This is a genomic window from Peribacillus sp. YIM B13472 (assembly GCF_042788005.1).
Classification (GTDB): Bacteria; Bacillota; Bacilli; order Bacillales; family DSM-1321; genus Peribacillus; species Peribacillus simplex_E.
Genome location: NZ_JBHZPG010000034.1, coordinates 46,646 through 61,795, shown reverse-complemented (window position 1 = coordinate 61,795; position 15,150 = coordinate 46,646). Strand labels below are relative to the sequence as shown.

General features: G+C 40.9%; 15 protein-coding genes, 1 pseudogene and 2 riboswitches. Of the genes and pseudogenes, 8 read left to right on the top strand and 8 right to left on the bottom strand.

Annotated elements, in window-relative coordinates:
- Positions 1-122: 122 nt before the first annotated feature.
- A riboswitch (SAM riboswitch) is annotated at positions 123-236 on the bottom strand.
- A gap of 324 nt (positions 237-560) precedes the next feature.
- Both fumC and ACFX4I_RS21165 read left to right on the top strand, forming a co-directional pair.
- Positions 561-1,943, top strand: a complete 1,383-nt coding sequence (gene fumC, locus ACFX4I_RS21170; RefSeq protein WP_377422823.1) for a class II fumarate hydratase — start codon at positions 561-563, stop codon at positions 1,941-1,943.
- 112 nt (positions 1,944-2,055) lie between these two features.
- Positions 2,056-2,298 (top strand): hypothetical protein, encoded by a 243-nt coding sequence (locus ACFX4I_RS21165; RefSeq protein ID WP_230300980.1) that lies wholly within the window; start codon positions 2,056-2,058, stop codon positions 2,296-2,298.
- Between the two features lie 60 nt (positions 2,299-2,358).
- Here ACFX4I_RS21165 and ACFX4I_RS21160 read toward each other — a convergent pair whose 3' ends face one another.
- Both ACFX4I_RS21160 and ACFX4I_RS21155 read right to left on the bottom strand, forming a co-directional pair.
- Positions 2,359-3,504 (bottom strand): ABC transporter ATP-binding protein, encoded by a 1,146-nt coding sequence (locus ACFX4I_RS21160; protein ID WP_377422820.1) that lies wholly within the window; start codon positions 3,502-3,504, stop codon positions 2,359-2,361.
- A 124-nt stretch (positions 3,505-3,628) separates the two neighbouring features.
- Positions 3,629-4,513 (bottom strand): PucR family transcriptional regulator, encoded by an 885-nt coding sequence (locus ACFX4I_RS21155; protein WP_377422817.1) that lies wholly within the window; start codon positions 4,511-4,513, stop codon positions 3,629-3,631.
- Between the two features lie 154 nt (positions 4,514-4,667).
- Between ACFX4I_RS21155 and ACFX4I_RS21150 the strand changes: the two genes are divergently transcribed.
- Both ACFX4I_RS21150 and ACFX4I_RS21145 read left to right on the top strand, forming a co-directional pair.
- Entirely contained in the window at positions 4,668-5,705 is a 1,038-nt protein-coding gene (locus tag ACFX4I_RS21150; protein WP_377422815.1) for an NAD-dependent epimerase/dehydratase family protein, read from the top strand.
- A gap of 288 nt (positions 5,706-5,993) precedes the next feature.
- Positions 5,994-6,097, bottom strand: a riboswitch (SAM riboswitch).
- Between the two features lie 294 nt (positions 6,098-6,391).
- A complete protein-coding gene (locus ACFX4I_RS21145; RefSeq protein WP_377422812.1) occupies positions 6,392-7,216 on the top strand; it encodes an MBL fold metallo-hydrolase in 825 nt (274 codons plus the stop codon).
- A 177-nt stretch (positions 7,217-7,393) separates the two neighbouring features.
- Here ACFX4I_RS21145 and ACFX4I_RS21140 read toward each other — a convergent pair whose 3' ends face one another.
- The 6 genes from ACFX4I_RS21140 to ACFX4I_RS21115 form a co-directional block, all read right to left on the bottom strand.
- On the bottom strand, positions 7,394-7,582 hold the full coding sequence (locus ACFX4I_RS21140; RefSeq protein WP_230301003.1) for a hypothetical protein: 189 nt from the start codon (positions 7,580-7,582) through the stop codon (positions 7,394-7,396).
- A gap of 85 nt (positions 7,583-7,667) precedes the next feature.
- Positions 7,668-7,871 carry a YheE family protein gene (locus tag ACFX4I_RS21135; protein ID WP_251433303.1) on the bottom strand — a complete coding sequence of 68 codons (204 nt, stop codon included), beginning with the start codon at positions 7,869-7,871 and terminating at the stop codon, positions 7,668-7,670.
- Between the two features lie 63 nt (positions 7,872-7,934).
- Positions 7,935-9,131, bottom strand: a complete 1,197-nt coding sequence (locus ACFX4I_RS21130; protein ID WP_230300975.1) for a YheC/YheD family endospore coat-associated protein — start codon at positions 9,129-9,131, stop codon at positions 7,935-7,937.
- On the bottom strand, positions 9,128-10,495 hold the full coding sequence (locus tag ACFX4I_RS21125; protein ID WP_377422810.1) for a YheC/YheD family endospore coat-associated protein: 1,368 nt from the start codon (positions 10,493-10,495) through the stop codon (positions 9,128-9,130). The genes ACFX4I_RS21130 and ACFX4I_RS21125 overlap by 4 nt, the downstream gene beginning before the upstream one ends.
- Before the next feature lie 3 nt (positions 10,496-10,498).
- Complete coding sequence (locus tag ACFX4I_RS21120) at positions 10,499-11,569, bottom strand: YheC/YheD family endospore coat-associated protein (protein WP_230300973.1); 1,071 nt, start codon at positions 11,567-11,569, stop codon at positions 10,499-10,501.
- Between the two features lie 16 nt (positions 11,570-11,585).
- Positions 11,586-12,947, bottom strand: a complete 1,362-nt coding sequence (locus ACFX4I_RS21115; RefSeq protein ID WP_377422807.1) for a YheC/YheD family endospore coat-associated protein — start codon at positions 12,945-12,947, stop codon at positions 11,586-11,588.
- A 151-nt stretch (positions 12,948-13,098) separates the two neighbouring features.
- Here ACFX4I_RS21115 and ACFX4I_RS21110 point away from each other — a divergent pair, with 151 nt between their 5' ends.
- The 4 genes and pseudogenes from ACFX4I_RS21110 (at position 13,099) to ACFX4I_RS21095 (ending at position 15,092) form a co-directional block, all read left to right on the top strand.
- Complete coding sequence (locus ACFX4I_RS21110; RefSeq protein ID WP_377422805.1) at positions 13,099-13,233, top strand: hypothetical protein; 135 nt, start codon at positions 13,099-13,101, stop codon at positions 13,231-13,233.
- Between the two features lie 191 nt (positions 13,234-13,424).
- A pseudogene (locus ACFX4I_RS21105) lies at positions 13,425-13,649 on the top strand (DUF445 family protein); the annotation flags it as partial.
- Between the two features lie 73 nt (positions 13,650-13,722).
- Positions 13,723-14,079 carry a YlbF/YmcA family competence regulator gene (locus tag ACFX4I_RS21100; RefSeq protein ID WP_230300971.1) on the top strand — a complete coding sequence of 119 codons (357 nt, stop codon included), beginning with the start codon at positions 13,723-13,725 and terminating at the stop codon, positions 14,077-14,079.
- 146 nt (positions 14,080-14,225) lie between these two features.
- Positions 14,226-15,092 (top strand): Cof-type HAD-IIB family hydrolase, encoded by an 867-nt coding sequence (locus tag ACFX4I_RS21095; RefSeq protein WP_230300970.1) that lies wholly within the window; start codon positions 14,226-14,228, stop codon positions 15,090-15,092.
- Positions 15,093-15,150 lie beyond the last annotated feature (58 nt).

The following is a 15,150-nucleotide window of genomic DNA, read 5'->3' as shown; positions in this document are numbered from 1 at the left end:
TGGAAATCAACGTCCAAATTGTACAAGCCATAAAAATAGACAAACTCGATTTTCATCGAGTTTGTCTACAGTCTGAGTCTTCTTTAAGAAGAAGACTTTGATTAAGTGAGGACGAGTCATTCTTCTTATCTTCCAAGTTCACAAACTTGTGGAATTAGCACCTTTTCATTGGTTTGAAACAAATGAAGGTTGCTGAGGTGTCATCGGGCCATTCCCTCTACCTCTCTCGATAAGAGTTTAGATTATTCAATTTCTTTTGAATTTACTATATATACAATATACTGTCAAGGACATTTTGGGATGGATAATGTTTGAATGTTCATGATCAGGCCAATTGGCGCCTAGTGCGTCAACACTTATGTGTCTAAAAAAGAATATCTGAATTTTCATATAAACATGTAGCGTCATGGATTTTTCAGTAAAAGTGAAAGGGTCAGCGGATATTTTTGCTTTAAAATAATAAAGTTTGTACAATGTATGGAGAGAAAGAATAATACGACATTATTCATTTCATATGCAAATGGTCTTCAATGAATAGTGCAAACATAGGAGGAGAACACATGGAATACAGAATCGAACGAGATACGATGGGTGAAGTGAAAGTTCCTGCTGATAAATATTGGGGGGCACAAACTGAGAGAAGCCGTAACAACTTCAAAATCGGTAACGAAAAAATGCCGATTGAATTAGTTCGTGCATTTGCATACGTTAAACAAGCTGCGGCAAAGGTGAACTATGATCTTGGTGATCTTTCGGAAGTGAAAAAGAATGCCATCGTCAAGATTTGCGGTGAAATCCTTGAAGGTACGCTAGATGAACATTTCCCGCTTGTAGTTTGGCAAACCGGAAGCGGCACGCAAAGTAATATGAACGTGAATGAAGTGGTCGCTAACAAAGGAAATGAATGGTTAAAAGAAAATGGTGAATCGGAAGCCCTTCACCCGAATGATGATGTTAACAAGGCACAGAGCTCCAATGATACTTTCCCGACAGCCATGCATATTGCTGCCTTTATGGAAGTCGCTGAAAAATTGGTTCCTGCCATTAAAGCTCTTCGTGATACATTCGATACAAAAGAAAAAGAATTTTGGGATGTCGTGAAAATTGGCCGGACACATCTACAAGATGCTACACCATTAACATTGGGACAAGAAATTTCCGGTTGGAAAGCGATGCTCGACAAAGATCTAGCGATGATTGAGGAAAGCAGCCAAAAATTATTGAACCTTGCACTAGGCGGAACGGCTGTAGGAACCGGAATCAATACAAAAAAAGAATTCCCGGGACTTTCCGCCAAACAAATTGCAGCTGATACAGGATATCCTTTTGTCACATCTGATAATAAGTTCCATGCATTGACAAGCCATAACGAAATCGTCTACGCACACGGTGCTTTAAAAGCATTGGCAGCGGATTTAATGAAAATTGCGAACGATGTCAGATGGCTGGCAAGTGGTCCAAGAAGCGGAATCGGCGAAATAGCCATTCCAGAAAACGAGCCAGGCAGCTCCATCATGCCAGGTAAAGTCAATCCAACACAAAGTGAAGCGCTTACCATGATTGCAACACAAATCGTGGGTAATGATGCTACAATTGGCTTTGCAGCAAGCCAGGGTAATTTTGAATTGAATGTATTCAAGCCTGTCATCATCTATAACTTCCTGCAAACGGTAAAATTATTGACGGAAGGCATTCATTCATTCAACGATAATTGTGCGGTTGGCATCATTGCAAATGAAGATAAAATCAAAGAAAATGTGGAACGTTCCCTTATGTTGGTAACAGCATTGAACCCGCATATCGGTTATGAAAAAGCAGCCAAAATCGCCAAAACTGCATTCAAGGACAACTCTACGTTAAAAGAAGCTGCGTTGAAATTGGAGTTCCTGACGGAAGATGAATTCAAAGCATGGGTCGATCCTGCTAACATGGTTAATAAATAATAATTGAATGGAAGTGCCCTCCCTCTGGTATTAGGGAGGGTGTTTCCATGTGTTAAAATAATGGAATCAACAAATACTGAGATCATAAGTATCGGGAACAGGAGGAAAAACAATGTCTTTATGCCCGCTTTGCAACGGTCTAAGAAAAATTCATGTGAATTGCCCGGAATGCGGCAGTAATCTTGATGATAAAGGGAAATTCATGGACTACGCTGATGATTACAGTGCTTATATGGATATCGACATACTTAAAGAAAACGACGGATACCCTCAATCCCTTCAAAAAGGACAATGCCCGCATCTCATGAAATGCTCTGAATGCGGACATGATGAAGTGGTATTGGTTCAGGAATGAAGTTAGTCCGTATTGTGAATAAAGTGTAAAAAGACCCGTTATGAATGGGTCTTTTTACGCTTAATTGGCAGATAACTTCATGCTTTCCTGCATCTGTTCATCTTCTTCAACTAAAATGCGATGTTCGGTCCCTTTGTCAAAAAAGTGTGCTTTATTCATGTCGAGGGCAAGTTCGATGTTTTCGCCTGCCAGGATGATGTTCTTGGCATCGACGCGTGCGACGAAGTCCTGTCCCTCTAATGTGGAGTAGAGCATGATCTCCGCGCCCATCAGTTCGGCTACATCAATTTGGGTCGTGAATGCAGTGTTAGGGGACTCGGTGAGGTAAGCCCCTTCATTATGGAAATCCTCCGGACGGATGCCAAGGATTATATCTTTTCCGACATATCCTTGATCACGCAGCATTTTCATCTTCAATTCAGGTATTTCAAGCGTTTGTTCACCTATTTTAACTTTGCCTTCTTTTAATGTTCCGTTAAAGAAGTTCATGGCAGGCGATCCGATAAAGCCACCGACGAAAACGTTTATCGGTTTCTCGTAAACGTCCTTTGGGGCACCTACCTGTTGGATAATACCGTCTTTCATTACAACAAGACGGGTCGCCATGGTCATTGCCTCTGTTTGGTCATGCGTGACATATATCGTTGTGGTGTCGAGCCGTTTATGTAGTTTAGCGATTTCCGCACGCATTTGAACCCTTAGCTTTGCGTCGAGATTGGATAATGGCTCATCCATCAAGAAAACTTTTGCGTCCCTTACAATTGCCCGGCCAAGTGCAACACGTTGGCGCTGACCACCTGAAAGGGCTTTAGGTTTCCTGTTTAGCAGCTCTTCAAGTCCGAGAATCCTTGCCGCTTCATTGACTCTTTGCTTGATTTCCGCTTTTGGCGTTTTCCTGAGCTTTAATCCGAATGCCATATTGTCATATACGGACATATGAGGATATAAGGCATAGTTCTGGAAAACCATCGCAATATCACGATCTTTAGGGGGGACATCATTGACTCGCTTGCCGTCTATATATAAATCCCCTTGGGAAATGTCTTCCAGTCCGGCAATCATCCTTAATGTCGTCGATTTGCCGCAACCCGAAGGTCCCACAAAAACTATGAATTCCTTATCGGCAACACGAAGGTTGAAGTCTTTAACAGCCGTCACCTTTTTATCATAAATCTTGAATATATGATCCAACACTAACTCTGCCATGAAAAATCCCCCTTTTAAACTCCTGATTACTTGTACCAATTAGCTATAGTCTAAGCCATCGGATTTGAAAAAAGTATGGGCACATTGCACAAAAAAGGGTGATATTACCTGTTTGCATTGGAAATTAATCATTCAGTAAAAGTATCAAGTATGCAGTAAGGGCATGACGGAAGTTTTTAATATCGAGACCAGTTCTTTCAGAGAATTTATCGATTCGGTATTGTAAGCTGTTCCGATGTATATAAAGCTGTTTGGCGGCATATGTGGCATTTGAATTACATTCGATATACGTTTTAATCGTTTTGATTAGTTCAGTATCCTGCTTGGTCTTGCCAAGAATCTCGTTGATATACCACTTTGCATCCTTAAAGGATGGATCATTTATTAATGAGTGAGGGATGATGTCTGCCAAATCAGCCACCTTTAGATCCGGCAAATGTACCTGTGCCAAATCAAAACACTTTTTCTCCTGAGTCCAGTGCTGATGAAGGTCTTGATTTATAGGGTGAAAGCGGCCGGTGAACATACGGGTCTTAACATAAAAGTCACTTTCAAGCGTGGAAGAAATGGCGATTAGTTCTTCATTTGTTAAGGGTTCATCCTCGTCCGTTTCAATTAAGACTCCTGCCGTTTCATTTTCCCAGACAATAGCTGCGTCAGATGGAACGAAAGCGAGGAAGGCCTCTTCAAAATCGGATTTGGAAAAATCAGCATGAGTCAGCTTGAAATGAAGAAATCGAACATTCTCCCAGCTCGTTAAAGGCAATGGTGCATTCGGTTCAAATAAAAAAGTTTTCCATGATGAGTCTGGATGTGCATTGAGGTTATTTGGGTTTATGGAAGGAGCAAAAAGCAGTTCCAATAAACGGATTTCTTCAGCTGTGATTTCTGAACGGGGAATGCCAAGTAAACTTCTTGAGTCTTCGAACCAAATATAGTCAGAAATTTCACCAGTATCCATTTTATTGGTAAGGGCGTTCGGGAATTTTTGTTTAAGATTTTCAAGCATCGTTTCCACCTTCTTTCTCCCTTTCCATATCATTATAGCGAAAAAGAATAAAGTTCAAAAGAATAGGATATTGCTAGTTTTTGCAAGTATTATTAATTTTAGGAAAGGGTATTGCGTATGATTTATGGAATATCGATAAAGAGGAGGAGATCTTATGAACATTTTGATATTGGGCGGTACACGGTTTTTAGGACGATATTTAGCAAAAGCTGCGATTGAGAAAGGACATGATGTCACACTTTTTAATCGTGGAAGAAATCTTTATGTTTTTCCCGAAATAGAACAGTTAAGAGGGGACCGCGACGGGGATCTGGAAATGTTGAAGGGAAGACAGTGGGATGCAGTCATTGACACATCGGGTTTTATTCCTCGAACTGTATCAAAATCTTGCAGATTGCTTAATCAAGTTAAACATTATACATATATTTCAAGCATCTCAGTTTATAGTGATCCAACCGAACCAGGTATTGATGAAGAAGGAGAGGTTCATACACTAAATGAAGATAAAGCAGAAGAGATCACCCGTGGAACGGCTGGACCGATATACGGTGAATATTATGGACCCTTAAAATCATTAAGCGAAAAAGCAGCTGAAAAAGAACTGCCGGGGAAAGTCTTGTCAATTCGTGCCGGGCAAATAGTGGGTCCATATGATTACACTGACCGATTGCCATACTGGCTTAAAAGAATAGCGGAAGGGGGAGAAATTTTATCTCCCGGACGCCCTGGACGTCCAATCCAAGTTATCGATGCAAGGGACTTGGCTCAATGGATCATACAAATGATAGAAAAAAGTATGACAGGTACATATAATGCCGTTGGACCGGATTACACACTAACTATGGGGCAATTACTTGAAGGCTGCAAAAAGGTAACAAGAAGTAATGCTGATTTTACATGGGTATCTGAAAATTTTTTGGCTGACAATAAAGTGGAGCCGTGGGGAGAGATGCCTTTATGGATACCAGAAGAGTTCCCTTTACCGGGAGCTAAGGAACCTTTGAATGGGTTTTTGGCTGTCGATAACAATAAAGCCATCAATAATGGAATGACATTCCGTCCCCTTTCAGAAACCCTCGAAGATATTTGGAATTGGGAAAAGGGCCGTCCGGAATCTGTTGTTAGAAAAGCAGGTATCCACAGACAACATGAAAGTGATCTTCTTGGATTATGGAAACAGACAGTTGGTTGAAACTTCATTTACTAAACTGAAGGATTGACGGCACATTATGTGTGCCTGGTGAAAAGGGTGTTTTAAACAAACAATGTGAAGGAATTAAAAAAAGCATGGGGTAAAAACTTCATGCTTTTTTTGTCCATGGATGTACTTGCGTGATTTGTAAGGATTTCGAGGTTTTATCCACTCCGATAACTCGGTTTTTCTTCGAGACGTATTCCTTTCGGACTGAACGGATTTCAATCATTTAAACATTAAAAAACTGCCTCTATCATTCAGAAAGAGGCAGCGAAATTATATCTCGTCTTATCTTTCGGAATGCAATCATTCTGCAGGAAGTGGCACCGTTCCCTATGGTCGGTTGCCGGACATCGCAGGGCCTGATCCTCCCTCTCTCTTGATAAATAAATTATTTTTTTAGAATATTTCAAGTTTTTTAATATAATCTAAATTATTTATAAAATTCGACAATGTCAATAGTTTCTGAGATTTTGGGATGATTTTTTGGTATTAAAATTGAGTACGGTCCGTTAAAATGATTCGTGAAAAAAGGGCTATTATGCAATAATCCAGCATGTACGTCCAGGTTAATTATTCCAAAATTTCCTTGTCAAGCAGGTGAAGTGGTAATACATTTATTATAGTAAAGTTAAAAAAGGGAAGCTGAAACTATTTTTGTGTAATGATGGGGAGGCAATTGAATGATAGAGATTAACACGATAAATGATGTGGTTTGTGTGAACGGGACTCCTGGCGGGAACAGATCGGGGATGAGTGTTTATGTCTTTTTAACGGATGGTCTATTGATAGATACTGGCGCACAGATTTTATTGGAAGAGCTTATTCCATTCTATGAGTCCGCAGACTTCGACTCAGTGGCCCTGACTCACTATCATGAAGACCATACCGGGGGCGCTGCATGGATACAGGAACATAAAAAGGTCCCGCTTTTCATTCACCCGATGTCGGTTGAGATTTGTGCAAAGGATGCTGTATACCCTGAATATCGTAAAATTTTCTGGGGAAAGAGAGATGCCTTTAAAGCTGAGCCGCTAGGGAAGGCCATTCATTCCCGCACCCAAACGTGGGAGCCGATTTTTACCCCTGGTCATGCAAAGGACCATATGGTGTATTTGAATCACAATAATGGCATGCTCTTTTCAGGAGACCTTTTCGTAACACCAAAAACAAAGCTTGTCTTACGGGAAGAGTCTGTCCCGGTCATCATCGATTCCATAAAAAGATTACTTCAATATGACTTTGGGGAAGTGTTTTGCTGCCATGCTGGGCATGTCCCTGATGGGAAGGACATGTTTCGGAAAAAGCTAGATTATTTGGAAAACCTCCAAGGTGAAATTTTACGCTTACATTCTCAAGGGCTGACCGTTCATGAAATCCAGCAGGTCGTTTTACCGAATCGCTATCCTCTTATCGAGATATCTGGGCATGAATGGGATTCAGAGCATATCATTACTTCAATATTAAATGAAAATAATTTGAGTGCGAGGGAGAATGGAACTATTTGAATGTTATCCGTTTAACTGTCTTCTATTTGTCACTCAAACAACTTCCATCCAGGAAGTTGTTTTTACTTGATTACTTATAAAAGAAGGACTTTTTATAAGGGGAATGCAGTGCAAGCGGGAGATGAACGGGAGACGTAATAAAGGAGAGCTCTCCATAAGAGAGCCCGCATAATTTATTTATTTATTTTCGTTGGGAGCTGTTTCATCATAAAAATCATGTGCTTCTTCGATGTTCTGAAGGTTAGCGACTTCATACACATTTCCGCCAGCCATTCCTTCATTGATGATACGGTCGATATCCAGGTAAACGGAGTCCTTGCCATCATATTCAGTATCCTTCAAAAATGTCATTTTTTCTTTATCCAAAATTAATCCCTCCTAGCCTTTTCTTTAGTTTAGGCAAAGGAGTTTTTTTTATTCTGTTTAGGGATTTCATGAATGTAAAGAGGGTTCATTCATATACATGGAAGATCATTAAATCATGTATCATGCTTTTGAGTTTGGTTTCATCTGTTTCGGAAGGCGGGTTTGCTGTCCACTCGATGGATCCATCTTTATGATACAAGGCTTGGACTGCCTGTTTGTTGAAATAAAAGGAAATTTTCCATCCTGGCAGATTCTTATGCAATGGTGCCCATTGAAAATGAGTGATCATATGTATTACCTCCATATATACAGTTTCTCATTTAATTATAATGGAAAACGGCAGCTGGAGGTGTTATTTTATTGTCAGGTTGGGAAAAGTTAATTCAATGAAAAGATTTTTTAAATGCAAAAGCCTGTTTGTTTCAATTTCCACCTCATCGAATTGCATGGGCTTTGAGTTCACTTCATATATGAAGAGCGAGCCCGATTCGTTTTCCCCTATATCAATGGAAAACTCTCCGAGAAACCCAATTTTTTTCGATAGTATCTCTCCGCATTTTTGGGCGATATTCGCTAATTTTAGATTCAGGCTTCTTGATTGCAGGTCTTGATAAGGAAAAAGCTTACCCCCTCGGGGAGTGTGGGTGGTGATTTCCTGAGTTTGTGACATCCTTACCGCTTTGCCGGTCACTTTATAAGAACCTTTTTCATAATGGACGAGAATCCGGTAATCATAACGATGTCCAAAAAGTTTTTTTGGTTTAATCGCCTGTTGAGCAAGATAGCTCCTTTTTAATAAATCCCTTTTTTTTGTTTCCCAGAATGATGCGAAATCCGGGAAGGACTCACTATGCTTTAAGCTATTGAACAATAGTGTATCATCATCATTTTTGATTATGGTATAAATGCCTTTCCCTTGGCTTCCTTTGCAGGGTTTAAGGTATATATGCCTGTAGGTCTCCAGGAAAGCATAAAGGCAATCGCTGTTTCGTAAGACCGTTGTGGGTGGAAGGTGATTTGTGAGGGATCCATCTTCATTTAATGCTTCGAACATCACATATTTATCTATAAAACAGGGGTTGAATAGATTCATTCGGTAATCTTTAAAGTGTGTAATAAGATGTTGGAATTCCTCTGACGCCTCATAGCTCCTCGAGGGGATACGGTTATAGACGATGTCAGGGAAGGGCACTTTGCATTCGATCCACTTGTTTGAAATGGAGGAAAAAACATACCCTCTCAACGAATCGGGATGAAGGGCATTTTCTGTGAATACATACGCTAATATTCCATGTTTTAATAAATATAATGATAGGTCCCGAAAAAGGGTCAGGTTTCCACCCAAACCTGATTCCTTTTTGGGATTGGAAACAGTTAAAATTCCGACGGCGAGCATCCGGTTACCTGGAAATACCGTGATTGGAATTAGGGGTTGATTCGAATGATCCTTTTTATAGCTGATTTCCTCTTCGGCAGAGCCGGCGAAAAGTTCAGCATTCTCATGATTGTGGTACCAATTTTCAGTGGGGATATCGTAAAAAATGTTCATCGCGGCACACTGATTGATTTCGTAATCGTCTGTTCCGTAAGATAAATGGCATAATCAAGGCTTAGCTTTCTGGTCAGCAATTCGAAATCCTTGAGTTTTGGATGTGCGAATATGGAACGTCCAGGTTTGGAATTGGCTTCAAACATCCAAACCTGCCCTTTTTTATCCAATCCAAAATCAAATCCTATTTCTGCAATGATGCCGTCCAAGTTCTTTTCTATACTGTCACTTAAAATCAGCGCGGCTTCCGATAGCTTTCGTTCGACTTCTTTCGCCTCATCGTCATCTCCAAACAGTTCGGCAACCGTTTTGATGACACCCCCGCTTTTAATATGGGTCGTGACGCTGCCAGCGCCGGCGATTTTTGCGGCGATCGCGGTTACCTGCCATTTTCCATTACTGTCCTTGTTCGTATGGACCCGGAAATCCACTGGCCGTTTTTCAAATCGAATTAATGGGATGCCCTGCTGCACGATAAGATTCTCAAGCGGTCGGTCGTGAAAAATATGTTTAACGATGGATTCCAATGTGGGAAACTTTTGCAGTTTATTTTCTTTTGCTTCATTTGTATAGCGACAATAGTAAACATCCTCATGCTTATCATAAAGAATTTGGTGAATCCCTAGACCGAGGCTGCCGTGAATGGGCTTTATATAAACTTGCCGGTAATGGGAAAGAAGGGTTTCCACTACGGACATGGATTGAAATGGATACGTTTCCGGCAAATAAGGCAGTGCCCGTTCATCTGCGCATAGCCTTTCATTTACATCCCATTTATTGAAAAATCCAGGATTATACCATGGTATGGTATATTTTTTTTGAAATTTCTGCTTCACTTCTTTAGATCCATCGCGGTTTTCCGTCAACCGATTTGGGAGACGGTCATAGATGACATTAGGAAAAGGGAATTCATCAATGTGCCAGTAATCGTTATCAAACACATAGCCTTTGATTGTCTCCTCATCCCAATTGATTACATTCTCTCCAAAAACAAAGGGGATACAGCCTGTGGTCCTGCTAAGTGAAAGGAGCTTTGCGAAAAATTCCGATCTCTCCCCTAATGGTTTGTTTGAAAGGCCAGTGAAGCCTGAGGAAAATATTCCGACAAGCGGTCCGATATGGATGCTCTTGCCATAAATGAATAAATGAAGGGGAATATCGGTATGATCGAATATTAGGGATTCCGCAAGGCTTTCCGATAGGACGATTGACTGATTGACAGCTGGGTTTTGTTTGACGATGGCAGGACATGAATGCCGTCCGAAATAAATTAATTCAATCTCTGCCAAATCTCCAAGCTCTGAAGGGTAGTAGAGAACATTGCCAGGGATAGCAGCAATTTCGGCAGGATAATTCTTTCTCACTTTCTATTCACCTGCTTTCTGAAGATGTTCGGCTAAATACTGGCTATATTGAAACGGTGCGCGATGAATATCTTTCATGGTCTCCGGCTGTAGTGTCTGAATGATTTTCCTTCCGGGCTTCGAGTTAATGTCCATGATCCATAATTGGCCTTTTTTATCGATGCCTAGATCAATCCCCAATTCGAATAATCTTTCAAAGACAGCTTCGGTTTCTACGGGCAGGGTGCGAAGGATATGCTGAATCTTTTGTTCGACAGCAATCGAAATCGTTTCCGGATTTCTTTTGTTGAAAGTTTCCAATGAAATGGCTTCCCCGCCTGTGGCAAGATTTGAAGTAATTCCGTCTTTTTGTCCTGTACGAATTCCTCGGCCTCGTTCCATCCATTGATTCTTCTCGTTTTTTTGAAGGAAAATCCGTAAATCGAATGGCTCGTTATTTTGGTTGCAAAGTTCCAAATATGGCTGGCAAAGGTAACGGTATCGATTTAATAAATGCTGCAGCCATTTGTTAAGCTGAGATTTGGAGGAGAATGGGCGGTCATATTTGGTGCCCTTTTTCGTCATGGATACCAAAGTGCCGTCTTCGGTTTTTGAAAGGAGATAGATTCCTGTACCGCCTGCACCGAATTCAGGTTTGATGATGATTTTATCCAGGCGTTCCAAATGACCGGTAATATCTTCAGGTGTCGTCACTTGTACGGTCTCTGGAAAAAATGCCTGCAGGTGTGGATGGTTTTTTAGGATTTGGTACACTTCCCACTTACCAGGAAGGCCCAGCCCTAAGAAATTCGAGTTATCTTTTAACCAATCGATTTTGTGTCGCGTTTCCGTTGACTCACGGACTAATCCGTGAAAACAGCGATCATATACAAAATCAGGTAAATCAAAAGATGTGGCGATCCAAGTTTCATTCTCGGCATCAAAACGCTCGCCACGCACTTTTTTCAGATCCATATCAATATTTTCAGGTGAGAATTTACAAACTTTCATATTAAATGATTTCGCGGTTTTGGCTATTTCGGTGAAGTAGTTGTTTTCATGTGTATCCGACGCGGCCATTAATCCTATTAACACGAGCTAGCAACTCCTTTTATGGATGGTTTTCGCGGTTAAGGGCAAGCATGAAATCTATGATGGATTTTACTGATGGACGAAAGGTTTCATAGTTGCCTTGAAATTTTTTCGAAGGTTTTGAATTCACTTCGATGATCCATGGATGTGTATCGGTATCCAGTGCTAAATCGATCCCTAGCTCACCGAATGAATCGTGATGATTTTCAACCAAGGCCTGGGCAGTATTTTTAGCCAGCCGCACGAGCTTTTGATATATGTGGCTGGCGTCCTGAAGGTCAAATGCTTCCTTTAGAAAATCCGGCCCATTTTTCATCAATCCGCCCTGTGCAAGATTAGAAACGATTGTACCAGGGTCCCCAATCCGGGCAACCATTGATGAAACTTTCCATTCAAGCTGATCGTTCCGGTGAAGAAGTATGCGGAAATCAACTTTTCTCTGATCGATTTCGAATAGGGAAATCCCTTTTTGAAGAATGAAGGATCGTTTTCTGGAAAATCTTTTTAACGTTTCATACAACTTTTCATCCGTATCAGCAAAATGTACATTCTGGAGATGTTCGGATTGCTCGATTTTCCATTTTTCAGCTACTTGGGTTAATCTGCAAATATTCCTGCCTTGGCTGCCTGCTGAAGGTTTAAAGTAGATTACCGAATGCCTTTCTATAAAAGCCAAGAAAGATTCCTTTTCGTTAAAAAGAATCGTCTCTGGCAAATTTGGCAACAGCTCATCTTCTAAGATTAGCAACTCATGTACATGATGTTTGGAGAGGAACCTTCCATTGAACATCGGTATCGACCGTTCCTCCAGTTCAGTTTTAAACAGGTTGAAAGAATGCGATTCCTCAAGTTTGCGCGAATGTATCCGGTTATAAATTACATCAGGAATGGGGAGGGGAAAGGGTTTCCAGCCATTTTGTCCAGGCAGGTAGCCTTCCACAACCCCATCTTGAAGAGACTGCAGTTTTACTAAATAGAAGGGGATGCCCTGCTGATTACAATATGATTTCATTTCCTGATAAAATTTTTCCATCTCGCCGAATGTCCCGTCTTGCGACGGGGTCTGGTTCATGAGTGAAGCGAAGAATGGGCCTATTTTAATTGACCTTCCTTCCGCATGGTATGAGACGGAGATTGGATCGGAAAAAACGGGTAAGGATAAAATTTTGTTCATATCATATGAAAGTTTCAATGTAGGCTGGGATGACGGGAATGGCTGGACAAGTACCGGGACGGAACGGCATCCAGCCATGATCGTTATGGGTTCTCCAAATTGAAGGCCCCATTCCTCAAATAGTTTTTCTTCGATAAACAGTAGCGCCTTCTTTCTAGTCTCTGCGGAATTTACCGTAATGAAAACTTTCTGATGGTTAAGGTTCATAATAATTCCCCGTTTGCGCTAAGTTTGATATCCTTTTATAAGTAAATGATGGGCAAATGTGGATAACACATTCTATGTTTTTTTTATTAGAAGGTGTCATCAAGCCTTTATTTCAAGCAATAAAAGAAGAAATTTCAATGGTGAATTTTAGGTGAAGATACTGTTTATGGTCGTCGTAGGTGCTGTAATAGGTGCTTCACAATTTATTAGCTATCAGAAAACCAATCTATTCTTTCGGGAATCAACTGCCGTTGACACCAGGGTTGATTCTGAAGCGGCAGGATGAGTTAGGCAAATTGTTAATGATGCCTCTATACAGAATATGAAAATTTTCGTGAAGGCAGAAGTAAAGAAAGCATTGTACACGGAAAAAAGTACTGCACAATTGCTTGATCAATTGGGAATAAAGTAAGCCGATTCGAGAATTGACGCCAATTCCTCGGACACCATTGTCGAAAAGGGCGTCCCGACCTTCATGGAAAAAGGTGCCGAGCACTTAATCACTCATTTTCAGCCGCTATTCCAAAAACTGCATTTGGAGATATCGTGGAAGAACAGGTTTCGTCATTTTCGGTGTCCCGACTTGAGGAAATGGTCGTTTACATCACTAATACGAAATTGTCGATGATCACATACCTTGGGGCTTTGCTTGGTGGAATCATCGGGTTATTTCAAGGTTTCGTAACTGTTTTAATAGGATGACGTGTAATTCTCAATCGGATTTGTTATAGTGGAAAAGGTGTATGAATACAATGATTACCGGGAGGGGAAATAAATGAGTAACGTATATGATGCAGCGTATGAAATGGAAAAGGCGATTAGGGCAAGTAATGAATATTCCGATTTGCAACGCTTATATGATCTTGTCAATTCTGATGAAGCAACAAAAGGAATGTTTGAAAACTTCCGTAATCTGCAGATGTCATTGCAGCAAAAGCAAATGATGGGACAGGAGATTGCCCCGGAAGAAGTTGAGCAAGCACAAAAGACGGTACAGCTTGTCCAACAAAACCCAACCATTTCACAATTGATGGAAGCTGAACAACGGATGAGCATGGTCATTGCAGACCTCAATAAAATTATCATGAAGCCGCTTGAAGATTTATATGGCTTGCCTGAACAACAGCAATAAGCAGTTGGAGACTCCCTTCTATAATGGTTGGGGGTTTTTTTGTTCCCTGAATGCACCGGTGCAAGGGTCGTGAACCACTATTTGTTCTAATCCCGAAATTTTAGTCATAAATTTGAAAGAGGATACTACAGATGGGGGAGATCAGCATGGTATATCGACTACTTGCGGTCAATATCGACGGGACATTGCTCCAGTCGAATGGCCGTTTAAATAAATCGACTAAAGAAGCAATAGATTATGTTCACCAAAAAGGTGTCCATGTTGCACTTGTGACATCAAGAAACTATCACTCAGCTAAAAAAGTGGCCAAAGCCCTAAAAATAAATCCGATGATCGTTGCTCAGCAAGGAGCCTTTGTCGGAGCTTCCATAGAAAAGCCGATAATGGTAAAAAGAATATCGGAAGAACTGACTGTAGAGCTCGTGCAAATGCTTGAAAAGACCACGTGCCAAATATTGCTCATTCATGAAAAATACTCGCTGGGCAATCGGGTTAACCTTCCGGAGAATTTGCTAGGTAAAACGGTTATGTATTTGAATGATCAAAATATTTATGCTCAAAATTATGTCGACGATATCAGTGAAGAGCTTATTGACCAGCCGATGGCCCCGACGAAGATGGATATAATATTTTCAGAAAAAAGTGATCGAAATGATATGTTGAAATTGATAAAGAAAATGTTCCCTGAAGTGGATGCAATATTACATCCAGGACATAAAATGACAATCGTCCCGAAGGGGGTTTCTAAATGGAGTGGTGTATTGTATTTAGCCGACCATTTAGAGGTGAGAAGAACGGAAATCGTCTCGATTGGTGATGGATTGGATGATATGGAGATGATTGCCGGTTCTGGTCTGGGAGTTGCCATGGGTAATGCGGATGAGGAAGTAAGGAAAGTGGCAAAATGGGTGACGCGCTCCAATGATCAAGATGGTGTTGCCTATATGCTGAGGGAATTTTTCCGGAAACAGCATCCGATCGAATTTTTACAAAAGATGAATATGCTTAAGTGAATGGCGGGGCTTCTTCATATAGAAGGGGCCCCATTCAGATAATGCCGCTTGCGAGGAC